Origin of the sequence: Natrarchaeobaculum sulfurireducens (assembly GCF_003430825.1) — an archaeon.
In the GTDB taxonomy this organism is placed as follows: Archaea; Halobacteriota; Halobacteria; order Halobacteriales; family Natrialbaceae; genus Natrarchaeobaculum; species Natrarchaeobaculum sulfurireducens.
The window spans coordinates 899,496-917,680 of sequence record NZ_CP024047.1; the positions used below are offsets into that span (position 1 = coordinate 899,496).

Annotated in this window: 13 protein-coding genes; 5 read left to right on the plus strand and 8 right to left on the minus strand. The window is 63.0% G+C overall.

The genetic code is table 11. From position 1 onward, the window contains the following. The first annotated feature begins 83 nt into the window (after window positions 1–83). The gene (rqcH, locus tag AArc1_RS05625) at window positions 84–2,234 is read left to right on the plus strand and encodes a ribosome rescue protein RqcH (protein WP_117363445.1); all 2,151 of its coding nucleotides are present in this window, start codon (window positions 84–86) and stop codon (window positions 2,232–2,234) included. Window positions 2,235–2,470: 236 nt separating this feature from the next. Here rqcH and AArc1_RS05630 read toward each other — a convergent pair whose 3' ends face one another. From AArc1_RS05630 to AArc1_RS05650, 5 genes are all read right to left on the minus strand, one after another. Next, the gene (locus AArc1_RS05630; RefSeq protein ID WP_117363446.1) at window positions 2,471–2,755 is read right to left on the minus strand and encodes a PadR family transcriptional regulator; all 285 of its coding nucleotides are present in this window, start codon (window positions 2,753–2,755) and stop codon (window positions 2,471–2,473) included. Window positions 2,756–2,855: 100 nt separating this feature from the next. Then, window positions 2,856–4,004, minus strand: coding sequence for an ABC transporter ATP-binding protein (locus AArc1_RS05635; protein WP_228442393.1), 1,149 nt, complete (start codon window positions 4,002–4,004; stop codon window positions 2,856–2,858). Then, window positions 3,994–5,952, minus strand: a complete 1,959-nt coding sequence (locus tag AArc1_RS05640) for an ABC transporter permease (protein WP_117363448.1) — start codon at window positions 5,950–5,952, stop codon at window positions 3,994–3,996. The genes AArc1_RS05635 and AArc1_RS05640 overlap by 11 nt, the downstream gene beginning before the upstream one ends. A 61-nt stretch (window positions 5,953–6,013) precedes the next feature. Then, window positions 6,014–7,105, minus strand: coding sequence for a thiamine ABC transporter substrate-binding protein (locus AArc1_RS05645; protein WP_117363449.1), 1,092 nt, complete (start codon window positions 7,103–7,105; stop codon window positions 6,014–6,016). A gap of 55 nt (window positions 7,106–7,160) precedes the next feature. Then, window positions 7,161–8,888, minus strand: coding sequence for an asparagine synthase-related protein (locus tag AArc1_RS05650; protein WP_117365792.1), 1,728 nt, complete (start codon window positions 8,886–8,888; stop codon window positions 7,161–7,163). A 914-nt stretch (window positions 8,889–9,802) separates the two neighbouring features. On the opposite strand from AArc1_RS05650, the gene AArc1_RS05655 reads away from it, so the two are divergent. The 3 genes from AArc1_RS05655 (at window position 9,803) to AArc1_RS05665 (ending at window position 13,096) form a co-directional block, all read left to right on the plus strand. Beyond that, entirely contained in the window at window positions 9,803–10,573 is a 771-nt protein-coding gene (locus AArc1_RS05655; protein WP_117363450.1) for an IclR family transcriptional regulator, read from the plus strand. 119 nt (window positions 10,574–10,692) lie between these two features. Next, the gene (locus tag AArc1_RS05660) at window positions 10,693–11,859 is read left to right on the plus strand and encodes an acyl-CoA dehydrogenase family protein (RefSeq protein WP_117363451.1); all 1,167 of its coding nucleotides are present in this window, start codon (window positions 10,693–10,695) and stop codon (window positions 11,857–11,859) included. Between the two features lie 7 nt (window positions 11,860–11,866). Then, window positions 11,867–13,096: a CaiB/BaiF CoA transferase family protein gene (locus AArc1_RS05665; RefSeq protein ID WP_117363452.1), complete on the plus strand. Its 1,230-nt coding sequence runs from the start codon at window positions 11,867–11,869 to the stop codon at window positions 13,094–13,096. A 182-nt stretch (window positions 13,097–13,278) separates the two neighbouring features. Here AArc1_RS05665 and AArc1_RS05670 read toward each other — a convergent pair whose 3' ends face one another. From AArc1_RS05670 to AArc1_RS05680, 3 genes are read right to left on the minus strand one after another with little or no spacing between them, the layout of a single operon-like run. Further along, on the minus strand, window positions 13,279–15,342 hold the full coding sequence (locus tag AArc1_RS05670; protein ID WP_117363453.1) for a TRAP transporter permease: 2,064 nt from the start codon (window positions 15,340–15,342) through the stop codon (window positions 13,279–13,281). 22 nt (window positions 15,343–15,364) lie between these two features. Next, window positions 15,365–15,886: a DUF1850 domain-containing protein gene (locus AArc1_RS05675; RefSeq protein ID WP_117363454.1), complete on the minus strand. Its 522-nt coding sequence runs from the start codon at window positions 15,884–15,886 to the stop codon at window positions 15,365–15,367. After that, complete coding sequence (locus tag AArc1_RS05680; RefSeq protein WP_117363455.1) at window positions 15,873–16,850, minus strand: TAXI family TRAP transporter solute-binding subunit; 978 nt, start codon at window positions 16,848–16,850, stop codon at window positions 15,873–15,875. Before AArc1_RS05680 ends, AArc1_RS05675 begins: the two co-directional genes overlap by 14 nt. 998 nt (window positions 16,851–17,848) lie before the next feature. On the opposite strand from AArc1_RS05680, the gene AArc1_RS05685 reads away from it, so the two are divergent. Then, window positions 17,849–18,181, plus strand: a complete 333-nt coding sequence (locus AArc1_RS05685) for a hypothetical protein (protein WP_117363456.1) — start codon at window positions 17,849–17,851, stop codon at window positions 18,179–18,181. Window positions 18,182–18,185 lie beyond the last annotated feature (4 nt).

Genomic DNA, 18,185 nt, shown 5'->3' on the forward strand with positions numbered 1-18,185 from the left:
GGTCGCCACCCGACGACTGCCTGTCGGACTCGGGGCCGTCGTGGAGCGACACGTCTTTTTGACAGCGCCGGACAGAGTTGGGTATGGATCCAAAGCGGGAGCTTACGAGCGTCGACCTCGCTGCCATCGTCAGGGAACTCGGGGCCTACGAGGGCGCGAAAGTCGACAAAGCCTACCTCTACGGCGACGACCTCGTCCGGCTGAAGTTACGGGATTTCGACCGCGGCCGACTCGAACTCCTGCTCGAGGTCGGCGAGATCAAACGCGCCCACACGGTCGCCCCCGAACGCGTCCCCGACGCTCCCGGCCGACCGCCCCAGTTCGCGATGATGCTCAGAAACCGGCTCTCCGGGGCTGACTTCGCCGGCGTCGAGCAGTACGAGTTCGACCGCATCCTCGAGTTCACGTTCGAGCGCGAGGACGGCACCACCCGGATCATCGTCGAACTGTTCGGCCAGGGTAACGTCGCCGTGACCAACGGCGAGTACGAGGTGATCGACTGTCTTGAGACCGTTCGCCTGAAATCCCGCACTGTCGTCCCCGGCTCTCGCTATGAGTTCCCCGAATCGCGGACGAATCCCCTGACGATCTCCCGCGAGGCGTTCGCATACGAGATGGACGATTCCGATTCGGACGTCGTTCGGACGCTTGCGACCCAGCTCAACTTCGGGGGCCTCTACGCCGAGGAAGTCTGTTCTCGAGCGGGTATCGAGAAGGGGATGGACATCGCCGACGCCGACGAGGCCGTCTATGACCGACTCTACGAGACGATCGAACGCCTCGCGATCGACATCCGGAACGCCAACGTCGACCCCCGACTGTACCTCGAGGATACGGACGACGAGAGTGGAAGCCCCGACGACACCGACGAGACGAGTCCCGACCGCGTCGTCGACGTCACGCCGTTCCCGCTCGAGGAGCGGGCCGAACTCCCCGCCGACGCATACGAGACGTTTCTTTCGGCGCTCGACGACTACTTCTTCCGGCTCGAGTTAGCCGACGAGGACGAACCGGACCCGACGACGCAGCGACCCGACTTCGAAGCACAGATCGCCAAGTACGAACGGATTATCGAACAGCAAGAGGGGGCGATCGATGGGTTCGAGCGCGAGGCAGACGCCCTGCGTGAGCAGGCGGAGTCGCTGTACGCAAACTACGGACTGGTCGACGAGGTGCTCTCGACGATTCGCACGGCCCGCGGGCAAGACCGCCCCTGGGACGAGATCGAAGCGACGTTCGATGAGGGAAAAGAACGCGGCATCGAAGCCGCAGAAGCCGTGATCGACATCGACGGCAGTGAGGGGACGGTGACGGTCGACGTCGACGGCGAGTACGTCGACCTCGTCGTCCGCGACGGCGTCGAACAGAACGCCGATCGCCTCTACACCGAGGCCAAAACCGTCGAGGAGAAAAAGGAGGGTGCACTCGCTGCGATCGAGGACACCCGCGAGGACCTCGAGGATGCCAAACGACGCCGCGACGAGTGGGAGGCCGACGACGCCACCGACGAGGCCGACATGGACGAGACCGACGAGGAGATCGACTGGTTGAGCGAATCCTCGATCCCGATCCGCGAGAACGAGCCCTGGTACGATCGATTCCGCTGGTTCCACACCAGCGACGGCTACCTGGTCATCGGCGGACGCAACGCCGATCAGAACGAGGAACTCGTCAAGAAGTACCTCGAGCCCGGAGACAAAGTGTTACACACGCAGGCCCACGGCGGCCCCGTCACCGTGCTCAAAGCGACCGATCCAAGCGAGGCGTCCTCACACGACATCGAACTCCCCGACTCGAGCATCGAGGAGGCCGCCCAGTTCGCCGTCTCCTACTCGTCGGTCTGGAAGGACGGCCGCTACGCGGGCGACGTCTACGCCGTCGACTCGGATCAGGTCACCAAGACGCCCGAGAGCGGCGAGTACCTCGAGAAAGGCGGATTCGCGGTTCGTGGTGACCGGACCTACTACGACGATACGCCGGTCGGCGTCGCCGTTGGCATCCAGTGTGAGCCGTACACCCGCGTGATCGGTGGCCCGCCGTCGGCCATCGAGGGGACCGCGGCGACGACGATCGCGCTCGAGCCCGGCCGGTACGCCCAGGCCGACGCAGCAAAGCGAATCTACCGGCGCTTCCGCGAGCGCTTCGAAGACGAGTCGTACGTTCGCAAAGTCGCCAGCCCGGATCGAATCCAGCATTTCATGCCGCCAGGCGGCAGTCGTATCGCCGAAGACTGAAACGGAGTGCTATAACAGGACACAGATACGACTGGAGAACGGTCGCGGTTGCGCCGGTACCGACCGAGCGGATTCAGCCGACGCCGAATTCCGTTTCCATCGGTGGAAAACCGGTCTGAACGAAGACCGATTCGATCACTAGCCAATGTTGGCGAACGGATAGAAACGGAGTGTCCGATCGGCGCTCAGTTACTCGGGCCGATTGCCGACCGAAGTAATACGAGCGACGGGAGGGGTCACTCGACGAGGTCTTTGACGTACTGATCTTCCCACGAGCGTCGGTCCTCGAGTTCGCGCTGGCCCCGGCGGGTGACGGTGTAGAAGTTCGTCCGTCGGTCACGGGTCCCTTTCTCTACGAGGCCCTTGTCGACGAGCGTGTCGAGGTTCGGGTAGAGCCGTCCGTGGTGAATCTCTTTTTCGTAGTAGTTCTCGAGTTCGTCTTTGATCGCGAGGCCGTGGGGTTCGTCGAGGCCACCGATGACGTACAGCAGGTCGCGCTGGAAGCCAGTCAGGTCGTACATATCTACACATGGATAGATAAGATAGACAAATATATCTATCGAACCACAATGTCGTTGCTGACAAACACGAACGTCCACGTGGATCGAACCGACTCCTCGTTCAGGAGTCCGGGATGAGGTGTGTCCCATCTGGGTCGAACCTCAAGACCACGTCACCCGACAGCGGATCGGTCGTTCGGACGAGCAGTTCGCGACCGCCCCACTCGAGGTGGACCCTGGTCTGTTCGCCGAGAAACTCCGCGCCGACGACGGTCGCGGTCGTCGCGTTCGTCTCGAGATGTCCGTGATCGTCGCGACGGCGTTCGTCGACTGATAGGTTCTCGGGGCGGACACAGAAGCTAACCACTTCACCGACGCTCGCGTCGGCGTCGTCGACGGCGACGGTGAAGCATTCGGGACCGACGTCGACCGTCGCCAGAGGGCCACCGCTCGAGTCTTCGACGGCGGTGACGGTGCCCGAGAAGACGTTGTTGTCCCCGACGAACTCGGCGACGAACCGGCTCTCGGGTCGGCGATAGATCTTCCGCGGCGGTGCCACCTGCTCCGGGGCGCCAGCACGCATCACGGCGAGGCGGTCGGAGATTGCCAGCGCCTCTTCCTGGTCGTGTGTGACGTAGACGGTCGTAATTCCGAGTTCCCGCTGGATCGCTTTGACCTGGAGTCGGAGCCGTTCGCGCAGTTGGGCGTCGAGTGCGCTCATCGGTTCGTCGAGCAACAACACCTCGGGACCGGGTGCCAGCGCGCGAGCGATCGCGATGCGTTGTTTCTGCCCGCCCGAGAGGTTCTCGGGCTCGCGGTCTTCGAAGCCCTCGAGGTCGACCAGCTCGAGCAGCTCGCGGACGCGTTCCGCGCTCGAGAGCCCGTTGGGGGGGTCTGCAAAGTTGAGCCCGTAGGCGACGTTCTCGCCGACGGTCATGTGGGGAAACAGCGCGTAGTTCTGGAAGACGACGCCGACGTCGCGATCCTCTGGCGGGACACCCGTGACGTCGTCCCCGCCGAACCGGAGCGTCCCGTCGGTCGGACGCTCGAAGCCTGCGATCAGCCGAAGCGTGGTCGTCTTTCCACAGCCGGAGGGACCGACGAGGGTGAAAAATTCCCCCTCGCGGACCGACAGCGAAAGGTCGTCGACGGCGGTCGTCCCGCCGTACCGTTTCGTGACGCCGTCGAACTCGAGGGCCACGGGCGCGTCGGCTCGCTCGCTCGGCCGCTCGGACGGTTCGACGACGCTGTGGGGACTGTCAGATGCCAAAGCTCTCACCTCCGAGTCGGTCGATGATGACGAAACTGATGCTCGTCACCACGAGCAAGACGACGCCCATCGCGCTCGCCGGTCCGAGTTGGCGGTTCATGAACCGTTCGATCGCGACCGGCATCGTATACTGGTCGGTGCCGGTGGCGAGGATCACCGTCGAAGAGAACTCGCCCATCGAGATGGCGACGGCGAACGCCGCGCCGGCGACGACGCCCGGCCAGACCAGCGGGAGTTCGACGTCGACCAGCACCCGCACTCGAGAGGCCCCGAGCGAGCGCGCTGACTCGAGCAGCGACCGGTCGAGCGACTCGAGCCCGGGTGCGACGGTGCGGACGACGAACGGATAACAGGAGACGGCGTGAGCGGCGACGATGGCGAGCGCGCCGCCGACGGCGAATCGCCAGCCCGCGAGTTCGACGCCGAAGACGGGACCGCGGAGCAGACCGATACCGACGATGATGCCGGAGACAGCCAGCGGTGCCATCGCGATGACGTCGACCAGTTTTCGGCCGCGATAGCGTCGGGTGGTCAGCACGGAGACGACGACGCCCATCGGGAGTGAAATAGCCAGTGCGCCCGCGGCGAAGACGAGCGAGTTGCGGACGGCGGGCCAGGGACGGATCTGAAACGTCGCGCCGGTCGCCTGACGCTCGAGTAAGAATCGATAGTGCTCGAGAGTGAGCCCGTTCGCGCCGACGAGGCTCGTATAAACCATACTGGCGATGGGCGAGACGAAGACGAACAGGGCGACGACCGCGTAGACGGCGAGGCCGCCTCGAGGCAGCAGTTCACGAGCGGAGAACGCCGGCGGGACGAGGCGCTTTCGTGGGAGCGGCTGGGCGCCTCGAGAGCGGACGACGTGGGTCGCCTCGTATCGGAGATAGCCATAGAGGACGGCGAGCGAGATGGCGAGTTCGACGATCGCCAGCGCGGCCGCCTCGGCGTAGTTCAACTCCCGGATCAGCTGGTAGACGAACACCTCGACGGTCGCGAGCTGAAAGCCGCCCAGGGCGAGCACGATGGGAAACGTCCCGAACGTGAAGACGAACGTCAGCGCCGACCCCATCAACACGGCTGGATACAGTTGTGGGGCAACCACGTCACGAAACGCCCGGAACGGGCTCGCACCCAGGCTCCGGGCTGTCTCGAACGCACGGGCGTCGACCGACTCCCAGGCGGCGACCGTCACGCGGGCGATCAGCGGCGCGTTGTAGAACGCGTGAGCGATCAGGATGGCCTCGAGCGAGAACATGAGGTCGACGGGGCCGAGCCCGACAACGCCGAGCGCAGCGTTGAGCGTCCCGTTCTGGCCCAGGGTGGCGACGAAGCCGACGGCGACCATGATCGACGGGAAGACGAACGGGAGGATCGTCAGCGATCGGAGCGTTCGCCGTCCCGGAAATTCATAGCGAGCCAGGAGGTACGCCGCCGGCAGTCCGAGGGCCACACTCAACAGCGTCGATAGGACGGCCTGATAGGCAGTGAAGCCGACGATGCCGAGCCGCCGGTCGGCCGAGAGGAGGTCGCCGACGACCGCCAGGGGAGACTCTCCGGCGAACAGCCGTGCGAGGTCGCCGAAATAAAACGGATCCCGAAGCAGGTCGAGAAACAGCGAGAGCGTAAGCGCGCCCTCGACGTAGACGGCGTCGACGAAGACGGTCGCGACGGGATAGTAGAACAACACGAGCAACACGAGCGTGGTCCCGACAGCGAACGTCGCGATTGCCCGGCGCTCGAGGCGGTCGCGGACGCGCCGTTGCCGGTCAGTCGGGCTATCGGGGTCCTCGTCAGCCGACTTCGTAGCGGCTGGTTCGAGACCTACAGCGTCCGATCCGACGCCAGTAGCGGGACCAGCGCCCTCAGCCGCCTGAGATGGCGTTCCAGCCGGTCTCGAGGTGCCGTCAGCCGTCGAGGGGCCGTCGTCTGCTGGATCGGTGTTAGTCACTGTGATGGGAGGTACTGGTCGGTCGTCGGTCCGTGATCCACGTGTCGGTCACTCGCGTCGCTTACACGTCTCCGGCGACCTCGCGGCCCCAGTCTTCGAGCCACGTCGAGAGGTTCCCGCTGAGTTCGTCGTAGTCGAAGAAGACGATCTCGTCGGGGTGTTCGGCGTAGTCGCGGTACACCTCCGGTGGCTCGGCTGACTCGACGACGGGGCCGGTCACGTTCCGTTCGGCGACCGCCGCCTGCACGTCGGGCTCTAAGACGAAGTCGACGAACTCGTGAGCGAGGTCGTCGTTCGTGCCGTCGGCGAACCGGGCCGCACCGAGCAGGTTGGCGTAGCCCTGGCCCTCCAGGAAGCCGACCTGGTGTTTCTCGAGGTCTTGCTCGTCGCGCTTTGCGTACACGCGGTCGTTCGAGTAGGAGACGATCATCGGCACCTCTTCTTCGAGGAACTGGGGGTAGACGTCGCTCCAGCCGTCGAGGACGCGCGCGTCGTTCTCGAGGAGGTCGTTCCAGAACTCGAGATAGCCGTCCTCGCCGAACTCGTCGATCGTCCAGAGCATAAACAGGAGCCCGGTCGTCCCCTCCTGAGGGTTCGAGAGGGCGAGTTTTCCCCGGTACGCCTCCGAGAGCAGGTCCTCGAACGATCCGGGGGCTTCGAGCGAGCGACCGTCGTAGACGAGGCTGCAGTAGCTGAGCCACGTCGGAACGACCCGGTCCTGGGGATCGAAGTAGTAGTCCTCGCCGACGTCGTCGAGGTTCGAGAGCGCGCCGTCGTCGATGGGGACGAAGAGGTCCCCGTCGGCGTTCTCGTCGATCCGGACGAGGTCGTGGGGCCTGACGTTCAGGTAGACCTCGGCGTCGTTCCCGACGCCCTCGTTGTGCCGTTCGATGTAGTAGTTGATCCCCTGGTCGCGGACGTCCCACTCGAGGGTGGCACCCGTCCGCGCTTCGAACTCGTCTTTGACCCACGGGCCGGCGCTATCGCTCGGCGCGTCGACGAAGGCCTCCGTCGACGCGACCACGATGGTATCGTCGTCCTCGACCGAGCCCGTCGTCCCACCGGTACCGTCGTCGACTTCCTCTGCGGAACAGCCGGCAACGGCCGCAGCACCGACTGCAGCGCCTGATGCCAGAAACGTCCGTCGTCTCATTACTCAGTGATCACAGTCGGTGGTACGTAAGTGGCGCGATCCGTCACGCGGCGTGTCAGTCGTCCGCACTGACGTCGAGAAGTCGGTCGAATCTGGGCGACTCGAGCGTTGCATGGGAGTCTGAGAGATCGAGACGCCCCGTCTCGCTCAGCACGCGAAGGGCGTAGAACGTTCGTCCCTCCGCAAGTCGTTCGCGCAGCGCCGGGTGGACGGCGCCGTCCCAGGCCAGCGGGTGCGATCCGGGCTTGGACCAGCGGTTTCGGGGCGCGAGAAACGGTGGATCCCATTGCCCATCGCGTTCGGTGAACTGCCGGACCGGCGTGTGTCGAAGGAGTGCGCAGTGACGATCGGCCGCCGACACCGTCCGATCGATGAGCCCTGCTCGCTCGCTTGAGACGTCCGCCACCTGCCGGTAGCGCTCGACGGCCAGCTCCGCGTGCAGTCGCTTCTCTCGACGGTACTCGAGCGGGACGCGTTCCCAGGCACGGACGTACGCCGGGTCCCACAGCGGAAGCCACCACTCGAGGCCGGCGTGGTCGTACGCCCGCAGGTCGCCGTTGGTGAACGTCGCCATCCGGCCCCGCCACTCCCACCGTTCGTAGGCGGCTGCGGCGCTCGCGGGGCCGTCGATCTCGGTGATGTCTCGATCACCGAGCAGAATCCTCGAGATCCGGGATGCAAACGCGTCGCGCTTCAGGGCTGGGTCGGCGTCCCACAGCGTGTAGTGATAGTCGAGGACGTACCCGAGGAGCCCCTCGAGCGACGGATCGACGACCTCGGAGTCGGTATCGAAACGTCCACAACCGGTCTCGAGCCGCTCTTCGCCGGCTCCGGCTGCGAACCGCGGCAGCCGCTCGCTCGGTGTCGCGACGGTATGGCCGGGACAGTATAGCGCGTCTTCGGGCAGCCGTCCGGCCTCGAGCAGCCGGTGGAGTGCGGGGACCTCGGCGAGAAACGGCAGGGCGTCCCCACCGAACGCCTGCTCGCGGTAGTCCCGTCCGACCTCGCCGTGATACCACTCCCACCAGCTGGACTCGTCGTAGGGGAGGAACTCCCAGCGAACGCCGAGTCGCGAGGCGACCTCGCGGCTGACCTCGACGTCTGGGTGACCCGACCGGCCGAACGTGAACGCGACCACGTCGCGACCGCGCGCGACGAGCGCCGACGCCAGCAGCCGCGAGTCGTAGCCGCCCGACAGCGGGAGGACAATTGGTCGCCCGCCAGCGACGCGCTCGAGTCGATCGAGTGCCGTCTCGAGGGCCGACTCGAGCCGGCGTCTTGGGGGTTCGCCGTCGACTGCTGCTCCGCGAGGCCAGTACCCACGATACGTCAGACGGTCGATCTCGCCGTCTGCGAGGCGAACGACTTCGCCGGGCTGGATCGCCAAAACACCCCGCCAGATCGTCTCCGGGCCAGCCACGTACCGCGTCAGCAGGAACTCGCTCTCGGCAACGGGGTCTCTATCGGTGTCGATCGCATCTCGGACGATGCGACCGCGGTCCGAGACGACGCCCGCCGACGCGTAGTACAGCGGGATCGATCGAGCGCCGTCGGCGACGAGTATCGTCTCCTCGTCGATATCGATGACGGCAGCGTAGAACCCCTCGAGAGTGGCTGCAACGCTGGTGGCCGCCTCGAGTGAGTCACCTCCCGCGTCGATCGCTTCCCTGAATCGCGCGGCCAGGGCAGCACCCTCGAGCAGGGAATCGGTCGCAAACGCCCGTCCGCGAACGGCGACTCCCTCGTGGCGTGACCACCGCGGCTCGACCAGACACGGTTCCATGACCGTGCTTCCGCCGTCTAATATATAGCCCCGACGGCTGTGGTCGAGCTCGAGCAGGTGCCAACGTTGAATCCGTTTCGTCACGAATGTTCGACTAGTAAACAGTACATGGGGTGTGTTCCGCTTACCTTGACCGACATGAACTCAAATATTAAAGATATAGTATATACATAGAATTCAGATAGGAATTGCCGGGCGAGCAATTATGTTCTCACCTGATCCGGATTGTACTTGGCTTTTTCAAGTCGATCTATTCCGATTCAAGCACTTTACTCGCCTTTTTCGGTAGTAATACGATTTCGATTCCGTCACTCCGAGACAAAATAGCATAAATACTAAATCAAACAGTTATATGTGATAAACTGGATAATAGTGGAAAAGTAATAGTAGGGATTCTGATCGTATCGCTTGACCATAGTTTCGATGGAGCTATCAAACACCTGTCTGCTCATCGATGGTGAAAGACAACCCCCGACGACACTGTCGTAGGTCTACTTCGGCAGTGACGAAACAAGTCTATACGGTAGATCCGCCTGACACGACGCAGGCATTACGGCTGTACCTCTGTAAACCTCTGGTTGATCAGCGTTCGGAACCACGCTCGAGCCAACTGGTGAGCAGTCGGGGCTGTAGACGCGTTCGATCTCGAAGGTGGACACGAGGCCGGGAGATGGGGCCTCTCCGTGTCAGCACTCATCGGTTCCGCTGGGCTCGCTGCCACTGCCGAACAACACCACTGCGCTATTTCGGCTGTCCCGAAACGAGTATGTGCCATTCGAAGGCTGTGATTCGAGTGGAATCGACACCCGTCGGCGGACGATCCGATATGCCACTGATCGAACAGAGGCGTCTGTGCGGGCGCTGTCGCAATAGGAAGGATTATACACCGACGGACTGTCGGTCATGATAGACGAATGCCACAGACGCCGGGTCCGAACGGGGGGATCAACGCGACCAGAACGACGTTCGCCATCGTCGAAACGCTCCACGAGCGGGAGGCGGCAAGGTTGACCGAACTGGCCGCGGACGTCGACATCGCGAACAGCACTGCCCACGAACACCTCGAGACGCTCAAAGAGTGTGGGTACGTCGTCGAAGACGAGGGGCTGTTCAGCCTCTCGCTGAAGTTCCTCGACCACGGGACACAAGCGAAGCGTCGGTATCGGGACCTGATCGAAGCCGCGAAACCGGCACTCGAAGGGCTCATCGACGAGACGAACGAGGCGATGAATCTCGTCGTCGAAGAACACGGTGAGGCGGTGTACGTCGACCGGATGACCGGCGAACGCGGCGTGCCGACGAACTCCTGGGCGGGCAAGCGAAAGCCGCTACATACGATTGCGTCGGGCAAATCGATCCTCGCGCACCTGCCCGATGAGCGCGTCGACCAGATCGTCTCCGCACATGCGTTGTCCCCGGTCACCGAGCGGACGATCACGTCGCGCGAGCGACTCGACGAGGAACTCGAGACGATTCGCGATCGAGGGGTGGCGTTCAACGACCGCGAATCCCACGACCGAATTCGGGCGGTGGGGACGCCGATCGTCCTCGAGGGGGAGGTGTTCGGCGGGATCGCGATTGCCGGTCCGGCGAAGCGACTGACCGGGGAGTACTTCCGGTCTGAACTGCCGGACCTGCTGCTCGGTGCGGTCAACGAGATCGAACTGAAGCTGGCGTATCACTGACTCGAGGGCGTCCGGTGTCGACCTGTAACCTTCGCCGATGTGTGTCTCGCGTGTCGGTCCCTGGTAGCCGGTGCCAGAACGTGAAAGGTTAAGTCGTTCTGCCAGAGAGATAGTATCGTATGCTCGACTACGTCGACCTAGAGGCAGATCTATCATCAGAGGAGAAACTCATCCGGGATACGGCCCGCGAGTTCGTTGCGGACAAGGTGGCTCCCGACATCGGTGAGCACTACGAGGCCGGGACGTTCCCGACGGAGCTCATCCCCGAAATGGGCGAGATGGGCTTTTTTGCGCCCAACCTCGAGGGCTATGGCTCGCCGAACGTCTCCGAGACCGCGTACGGATTGTTGATGCAGGAACTCGAGGCGTGTGACTCCGGGCTGCGCTCGATGGCCTCGGTGCAGGGTGCGCTCGTGATGTACCCGATTCATGCCTTCGGCAGCGAGGCACAGAAAGAAGAGTGGCTCCCGAAACTCGGCTCGGGAGAGGCCGTCGGTTGTTTCGGCCTCACCGAGCCCGAACACGGCTCGAACCCGTCGGCGATGGAAACCCACGCCGAACGCGACGCCGATGGCTACGTCCTCAACGGCGCGAAGACCTGGATCACGAACTCGCCGATCTCGGATGTCGCGGTCGTCTGGGCACGTGACCGCTCGAGCGAGGACGAACCCGTCCGTGGCTTCCTCGTCGAAACGGACCGCGACGGCGTCTCGACGAACAAGATCGACGAGAAGTTCTCGCTTCGTGCCTCGATCACGGGCGAGATCGGCCTGAACGACGTTCGCATCCCCGAAGAGAACGTCTTGCCCGAAGTCAGCGGCATGAAAGGACCACTGTCCTGTCTCACGCAAGCGCGGTACGGCATCGCCTGGGGCGCGGTCGGTGCTGCCCGCAACTGTTTCGAGACCGCACGCCAGTACGCACTCGACCGCGAGCAGTTCGGCGGCCCGATCGCTCGCTTCCAGCTCCAGCAGGACAAACTCGCGGAGATGGCGACCCAGATCACGCTCGCCCAGCTGCTCGCTCACCGACTGGCCGACCTCAAGGAGGCGGGTGACCTCCGCCCACAACACGTCTCGATGGCCAAGCGCAACAACGTCCGGATGGCCCGTAACCAGGCTCGTATCGCCCGCGAGATGCTCGGCGGCAACGGCATCACCGCCGACTATTCGCCGATGCGTCACATGGCCAACCTCGAGACGGTCTACACCTACGAGGGGACCCACGACATCCACACGCTGATCCTCGGCCAGGACCTCACCGGCATCGCCGCCTACGAGGCCTAGTCGGACGATGGTCGGAGAAGCACGCGAGCCCGACGGTGAGTCGGGTCCACTCGAGGGGATCACCGTCCTCGACGCCTCGCAGGTGCTCGTCGGGCCGTTCTGTACGATGCAACTCGCCGATATGGGCGCGGACGTGATCAAGGTCGAACGACCCGACGTCGGCGACCAGACCCGCGGCTGGTATCCGCCGCAGTTCGGCGAGGGCGAAGACGCCGTCAGTGCCTACTACGCGAGCGTCAACCGGAACAAACGTTCGGTGAGCCTCAATCTGAAGACCGAAGACGGACGCGAACTCCTGCGCGAACTCGCCGCCGACGCTGACGTCTTCGTCGAGAACTTTCGCGTGGGGACGCTCGAGGAGTGGGGACTCGGCTACGAGGACCTCACGGCCGAAAACCCGGACCTCGTCTACTGTTCGCTGTCGGGATACGGCGAGTGGGGACCGTACGCCGACCGGCCCGCCTACGACCTCATCATGCAGGCGGAAGGCGGGTTCATGAGCATTACCGGCGAAGAGGGTGGCGCGCCGGTTCGGATCGGCGTCGCCATCGCCGACATCGGTGCGGGGATGTACGCCGCCCAGGCGATCCTCGGGGCCCTGTTTCACCGGGAACGTGGCGGAAGCGGCCAGAAAATCGATATTAGTCTCTTCGACGGGCAGGTCGCCTGGCTGTCCTACATGGCGAGTAACTACTTCGCGACGGGCGAGCCGCCCAAACGGATGGGCAGTCGACACCCGACGATCACGCCCTACCAGGCGTTCCCGACCAGTGACGGCTACGTCGTCATCGCGGCCGCCTCGGAGAAACTCTGGCGGAACCTCTGTCACACCCTCGACCGCGAGGACCTGCTCGAGGAGGAGCGATTCGAAACCAACGCCGACCGGGTCGACCACCGCGACGCACTCGAGGAAATCCTCGAGGCGGAGTTCGCCGACTGGACGACCGACGATCTCGTCGAGACGCTCGAGGCGGGCGACGTGCCCGCCCGCGCCGTCCACGACATCGGTGACGTCTTCGATCATCCACAGGTCGACGCCCGTAACATGCATCGAGAGATCCCCCATCCCGACGTGGGCTCACTCGAGATGGTCGCCAGCCCGATGCACTTTTCCGGGACACCGACGTCGATCCGACGCCATCCGCCATCGCTCGGCGAACACACGGACGAAGTGCTTGCTGAACTCGGCTACGACGAGTCCGAACGAGAGCGACTGCGCGACGCCAACACCGTCTAACGGTTGTTCGGGATGCGCTCGTGATAGCGGGCGACCGATGGGAACTCGGCGTTTTCGATTGTGTTTTTCTCGGATTGATCGCCGCCCTCGAGCGGTGGCCACGATTGTACTGTACTGTGGATTGAATCCGACGAGCAAAAAGCCGTGAATCGATAGACTGGCGACCGGAAACGGGGTGTGAGTTACCGGTTCGTCCCGGAGACGAATGGCAGGCCGTCGTTGACGACGGAGTACTGGCGAGCGGCGATGACACCGAGGACGAGCAGTCCGGCTGCGTCAGTCAACAGTCCGGGGGCGAGCAGCGTGATCGCCCCGACGAACAACACGGCCCGCTCGAGAAGGGCCATGTCGTCGATGAGGTAGGCCTGCGTCGACGCCGAGAGGGCGATCACCCCGACGATGGCGGTGAGCACGCTGAAGCCGATGGTCGGCACGTCAGCCATCGTGACGGCACCCGGATCGGCCAGCAGGATGAGTTCGTTCCCGTAGACGAACAGGAAGGGGATGATGAACCCGACGACCGCAATGCCGAGGGCCGTGAAGCCAGTCCGCCACGGGTCAGACTCTGCGATCCCGCTGGCGGCGAACACCGCGAGCATGATCGGCGGCGTGATGGCGCTGATGATCGCGAAGTAGAAGATGAACAGATGGGCGGCGAGTTCGGGCACGCCCAGGTCCATCAGTGCGGGGGCACCGAGTGCGGCGACGACGACGTAGGCCGCGGTCGTCGGCAGTCCCATCCCCAGGATAATCGAGGCGATCATCGTCAACACGAGGCCGATAATGAGCACGCCCCCGGAGAGGTTCGCGACCAGCGAACTGAACGCCAGCCCGAGGCCAGTGAGGGTGACGACGCCGACGACGATCCCCGCCGTGGCACACGCGGCCGCGACGACGAGTGTCATCCGGATCCCGCGGTCGAACGCCCGGACGGCGGTGCCAGCGGCGTTCGAGGAGAGTCGCCGTACCGTCTGGGTATCGCCGCCGGTGAGCGCGCTAACGAACTCCCTGGCCGTCGAGAGCGGGATCGCCACGATGACGGTCAAGACGATCGCGACGAACCCGGCGAGCATCGCGGTGTAGCCCTGGACGAGCAGGGCCACGAGGACGATGATCGGGATCGTGAAGTGAAAACCAGTCTTGAGGAGGTGACCCGAATCAGGCAGTTCGGAGGCGGGCCGGCCCTCGAGCCCCTGTTTCTTCGCGCGGAAGTGGACCGCCATGCCGACACAGAGGAAGTACAGCAGAGCCGGGATGACGGCTGCGGCGATGATGTAGACGTACGGAATGCCGGTCCAGACGGCCATGATGAACGCGCCAGCGCCCATCACCGGCGGCATGATTTGGCCACCGCTCGAGGCGGAGGATTCGACGGCTGCGGCATAATGGCTGTCGAAGCCGGTTCGCTTCATCAGCGGGATGGTGAACGCGCCGGTCGTGGCCGTGTTCGCAACGGCACTGCCGTTCAGGCTGCCCATGAAACCGCTGGCGAGGACGGACGTCTTGGCCGGTCCGCCTGCGAGCCGTCCAGTGTAGCCGTACGCGAGGTCGATGAACCAGTCGCCGATCCCGGTGACCTCGAGGAACGCCCCGAAGATGATGAACAGGACGACGAAGGTCGCGCTCACCCCGAGCGGAATGCCGAAGACGCCCTCGGTCGAGAGATACAGGTGCGAGACCAGCCGCTCGACGCCGTAGCCGCGGTGAGCGAGCAGCCCCGGCATGTACGGCCCGAGGAAGGCGTAGGCGATAAACGCGATGGAGATAATCGGGAGGACCATCCCGGTCGTCCGACGAGCCATCTCGAGCACGATGAGGATCGTAAAGAACCCGAAGACAATGTCGATCGTCGTGGGGTTCCCCGCTCGCGCTGCGAAATCGCCGAACTCGACGGCGTAGGCCAGATAGAGCACGCTGGGGATCGTGATCCCGATCAGTAGCCAGTCGTACCACGGGACGCCGTCGGAGGCCTCGCCGGTGTGTGCTTCGTACCAGAGGAACACCAGCACTGCCATGAATACGAGGTGGATCGGTCGGTGGATGAACGCCCCTGGAACGCCGATCCATGGCGCCGGTGTGACCGTATGATAGATCCCCGCAACGACGGCGATACCGATCGCCAGGTACAGTATTCGGCCCGAGAGACGACGTTTTGTCATCCCACTGAAATGGCTTCCACGCGCCGCTCCCTTCGGTTTCTCCTCTAAGTTGATCTCGAGTTCGTCGTCGGTAGTTGTACTACTCATGTGTTTCCGTTTCCGTCGTTAGTCACCAACTTCCGACCGCACGGAGTAGCCTGTTGGTGACGCCATTGCGTTCTGTAGCCGAAATTCGGATCGTCGATCCGGGTTCTGCGTACGAGTCGAGTGCTCGTTTTTCACCGTCGATCACGAGCGACTGCTCGGTCGTTTCCGCGACGCGGACCGAGAACGATCCCAGCTCGTGGTCGAGTTCGCTCACGGTCATGTTGCCGTCACGGTACGTCTCACGACTGTGCTCGAGTCCAGCCGCGTGGTAGGCGTAGGCCTCGCGAACTTGTACGATCTCACTGTCTTCGACGGTGTACGTCTCGTGTATTGGTGTCCCCTCGAACGAGTGGACGTACCGAATCTCGAACGTCTCTTCCTCTTCGAGGGAGTACACTGCGAGCGTTTCGTCCGTCTCTGCATCAGCGAGCTGGACGGTCGGTACCGTCGGCGACGCGATCACTGCACCGAGTAGGAGGGCCACACCGAAGACGATCGACCCACCAACTGCGCGAAAGAGCGTCGACCGACTACAGGCCGGCATCGTCGAAGTACGCTTCCGACCCCGGATGAAGATCGATGGGGGAGTCACGTGCTGTCTCTTCGAACTGACCGACGACGTCGTGGATATCGGCCAGTTCGTCGAGGTTCTCGTAGATAATCTCAGTGATGTCGTAGACCAGTTCCTCGTCGGCGTCTTCGTTGACGATCATCGTGTTCACGACGCCGGGATTGTGAACCTCGTAGTCCTGGTCGGGATAGGTATCGGGTTCGATGGTTGCTGCTGTGTAGTATGGGAACTCGTCGTCGATCTCGGCCAGGTCGTCTTCAGGGAAGCTGAGCAGACGGATGTCACGCTGGCTGGCAACTTCTTCGATCGACGAGGTCGGCGGGCCGACACTCCAGAAGCCCGCGTCGATCTGGCCGTCGATCAGCGCGTCCGCGGTCTCGTCGAACGCGAGTCGCTCTTCGTTGATGTCGTCGTAGCTCAGCCCGTACCACTCGAGCAATTCCTGAGCGATGACTTCCGTTCCGCTGCCCGGTGCGCCGACGCTCACGTCGAGTCCCTCGAGGTCGGCGAGCGTTTCAACGTCGGAATCTTCGGGAACGACGACCTGCGTGTGATTGACGTAGGCACCGAACATCGACTGGAGTGGCTCGGGTTCGTCGAAGTCTCCTTCGCCATCGACTGCCAGCAGGACGGAATTACTGAGCGCCAGTGCCATCGTCATGTCACCGCCGCCGACTTCGCGGGCGTTTTCGACGCTTGCACCCGTCGACTCGGCCGATGCGTCGACACCGAGATCCTCGTGTTCGTTGAGCAAGTCGGCGATGCCGCCCCCGAGAATGTAGTAAACGCCACCGGTCCCCCCAGTCCCGATGGTTACGAAGTTTTCACCCCCATCGCCGAGACAGCCCGCCATCGCTGTCAGTCCACCGGCGGCAGCCGCTCCCGTTGCCTTCAGAACCGTTCGACGACCGTACTCGCTGCTGTCGCTGTGATCCATGTGATTAATAGGCGAGTTTCTGGGTAGATAAACTTTACTGAGTGGTAGTCTATCACGATTTACTATAGTTCTTCAGTCTGGCGACCTCGTTTCGGTCAGTGCAACCGGTGGCACCATACGGCTCGCTGTACGTCAGCCTCGACGCTACCGGGACCGAACTGCGGTTGCGTCAGTACCTCGTACAGAAAGTCCGGCCTCGCTGCAGACCAGGACGCTCGAGCCGAGTGCTTTCCCTAAGTTCGAGCGGTATACCGTCGCTGTGTTCTGCGTTTCGAGTTGTACGACGAACCTGAGATCACGTGACAGGACGGGACACAACCACACTGTGAGTGAAACCGACCTCTCCAACGGGTGGACCATCGCGCTTGCGATTGGACCGACGACCGGCGGTAATTAGATGTCCGACATTTGTTTCTGGTGAGGACGTGCACCGGATCGTACCCTACAGAATAATGTCAAACAGTACAGTTTACAATACTGCCCATTCTGCTATATTGCCAGAGAAATGATTACTAGTGACGGCTCGGGAGAGGAGCCGGATGCGTTGTCGATCGTGAAGCTGGTCACTGGTCCAATGGTGGGTAGTCGCGTCTTCGTTACTTGCAAATTCGGAACACAACGTCGCTTCCTGGGAACTGAGACTGGCGTCGAAAGCGGCTCCCTCGAGTGCTTTCGAGGTAATCCAGAGTACGCTATACCTTCCTGATTCTCCCTAAAATACCAGTTGAAAATTATTATCAATAAAAATTAAAACCCCAAATTATACGATGTGGTTTATTAGGACTGTTTCTGGCTGCTGATCAGATGCTTTGGTATCTTTCAACAGCTACCCTGGTACTGAAGCGAGTCGATGCGCTGCTCGGCGGGTATCGTCGTCCGGGACCGCTCCGTCTCGTCGAGAACTACCGATTACGTTCGACATCTCGGCGTTTCACGTCCGGTGCGTTTCAGGTCAACTTCTTTTGGGTTGGCCCAAGTAGTGTCGCACTGACATCACTATGGCCGAACGGACGAGCGACCTCACATCGGCGGCCGTACCGCTTCAGGTTGACTTCACGATCGGAATCGCTGCTCTTGTCACCATCGCAATGACCGTTTTCGCACTCGTGTTGTTGTATCTCGCGTTCGGACCACACAACCGCCAGCTCGAGGCTGCCGTGACTTCGAACGGTTCGTCCCAGGTGGATCGCGACGAAACCGAACTCGAGCACGCCGAGTCACGATCCGACGACGTGGAACTCGAGACCGGTTCGGACGACGGCGTCGGCCTCGAAAGCGATGCGAGCACGAGTCCAGGCGACGGCGACTCAAAATCGCTCGAGGAGAGATAACCGG

Bases quoted from the DNA above. Each gene is read 5' to 3' on its own strand.
- rqcH (WP_117363445.1), top strand. From the start codon at position 84: ATGGATCCAAAGCGGGAGCTTACGAGCGTCGACCTCGCTGCCATCGTC.
- AArc1_RS05630 (WP_117363446.1), bottom strand. From the start codon at position 2,755: ATGTACGACCTGACTGGCTTCCAGCGCGACCTGCTGTACGTCATCGGT.
- AArc1_RS05645 (WP_117363449.1), bottom strand. From the start codon at position 7,105: ATGAGACGACGGACGTTTCTGGCATCAGGCGCTGCAGTCGGTGCTGCG.
- AArc1_RS05650 (WP_117365792.1), bottom strand. From the start codon at position 8,888: ATGGAACCGTGTCTGGTCGAGCCGCGGTGGTCACGCCACGAGGGAGTC.
- AArc1_RS05655 (WP_117363450.1), top strand. From the start codon at position 9,803: ATGCCACAGACGCCGGGTCCGAACGGGGGGATCAACGCGACCAGAACG.
- AArc1_RS05660 (WP_117363451.1), top strand. From the start codon at position 10,693: ATGCTCGACTACGTCGACCTAGAGGCAGATCTATCATCAGAGGAGAAA.
- AArc1_RS05665 (WP_117363452.1), top strand. From the start codon at position 11,867: ATGGTCGGAGAAGCACGCGAGCCCGACGGTGAGTCGGGTCCACTCGAG.
- AArc1_RS05670 (WP_117363453.1), bottom strand. From the start codon at position 15,342: ATGAGTAGTACAACTACCGACGACGAACTCGAGATCAACTTAGAGGAG.
- AArc1_RS05675 (WP_117363454.1), bottom strand. From the start codon at position 15,886: ATGCCGGCCTGTAGTCGGTCGACGCTCTTTCGCGCAGTTGGTGGGTCG.
- AArc1_RS05680 (WP_117363455.1), bottom strand. From the start codon at position 16,850: ATGGATCACAGCGACAGCAGCGAGTACGGTCGTCGAACGGTTCTGAAG.
- AArc1_RS05685 (WP_117363456.1), top strand. From the start codon at position 17,849: ATGGCCGAACGGACGAGCGACCTCACATCGGCGGCCGTACCGCTTCAG.